The following is an 817-nucleotide window of genomic DNA, read 5'->3' as shown; positions in this document are numbered from 1 at the left end:
ACGGGGGAGTCCGTCGGGCGGTCGTCCTGGCCGGGTCCGGCCGCCGGCGAGGTGAGCGCCGGTGGGGGGGTGCCATCGCGTCGGACGCCGCCTCGTCGGGCGGGCACGGACCCGGGTCGGATCGACAGGGCCACCGCGCAGAGGAGGAAGCCCAGCACGGCCGCGACGTTCGCCACTCCTGCCCAGCGCCACACCGACTCGACGCCGAGGCCGTCGCCGACCGCCACCCGCAGCAGCAACGAGGCGTGCAGCAGGGCCAGTGGCGCGTACAGCAGCGGCCGGTAGGGCAGCGGGCGGCGGAGTACCGCCGGCAGGATCACCGGGGCGTGCACGAAGATCATCGACATGGTGAAGCCCAGGAAGACCGCGTGCAGGACCGCGTCGTAGCGGGCCCCGGCCACGGTCGCGCCGGCACCGGCCCAGAGCAGCCCGGCCAGGCTGAGCCAGGCGTACCCGGTGAGGAGCCCGACCGCCACGTAGCGGGGCAGGCCGCGACCGCGGACGGTCCGCCGTGCGACGTCGAAGACGGCGAGCCAGGCGGTCACCACCAGCAGGCTCACGCCGAAGAGGTGGGCGCCGGCGCCGGGCCAGAGCACGGTGGCCGTCGCGCCGGCGATCAGGGCCGCCAGCGCCGCCAGGCACCAGCGGGGGCCGGCCGGTGACAGGGCCACGTGCGCGAGTTCGAGCCGCTCCCCCAGGATCGTGGCGACGACGAAGGTGACGAGCCACGGCACCGTCTGGGCCACCGGGAAACCGGCCAGCCAGAGCAGCGTGGCCGCGTACCAGCCGAACGCCCCGGCCGCCTGGGCCAGCAGGG

1 protein-coding gene is annotated in these 817 nt (G+C 76.3%); it reads right to left on the bottom strand.

Going from position 1 to position 817, the window contains the following annotated elements:
• The coding region (locus DKL51_RS16775) for a DUF8744 domain-containing protein (protein ID WP_260428567.1) at positions 1–817 on the bottom strand (817 nt) is incomplete at both ends.

It is taken from the genome of Micromonospora globispora, from assembly GCF_003857015.1.
GTDB lineage: Bacteria > Actinomycetota > Actinomycetes > Mycobacteriales > Micromonosporaceae > Micromonospora > Micromonospora globispora.
The sequence above is the reverse complement of the archived record's forward strand: the minus strand, read 5'-3'. Positions and strand labels throughout refer to the sequence as shown.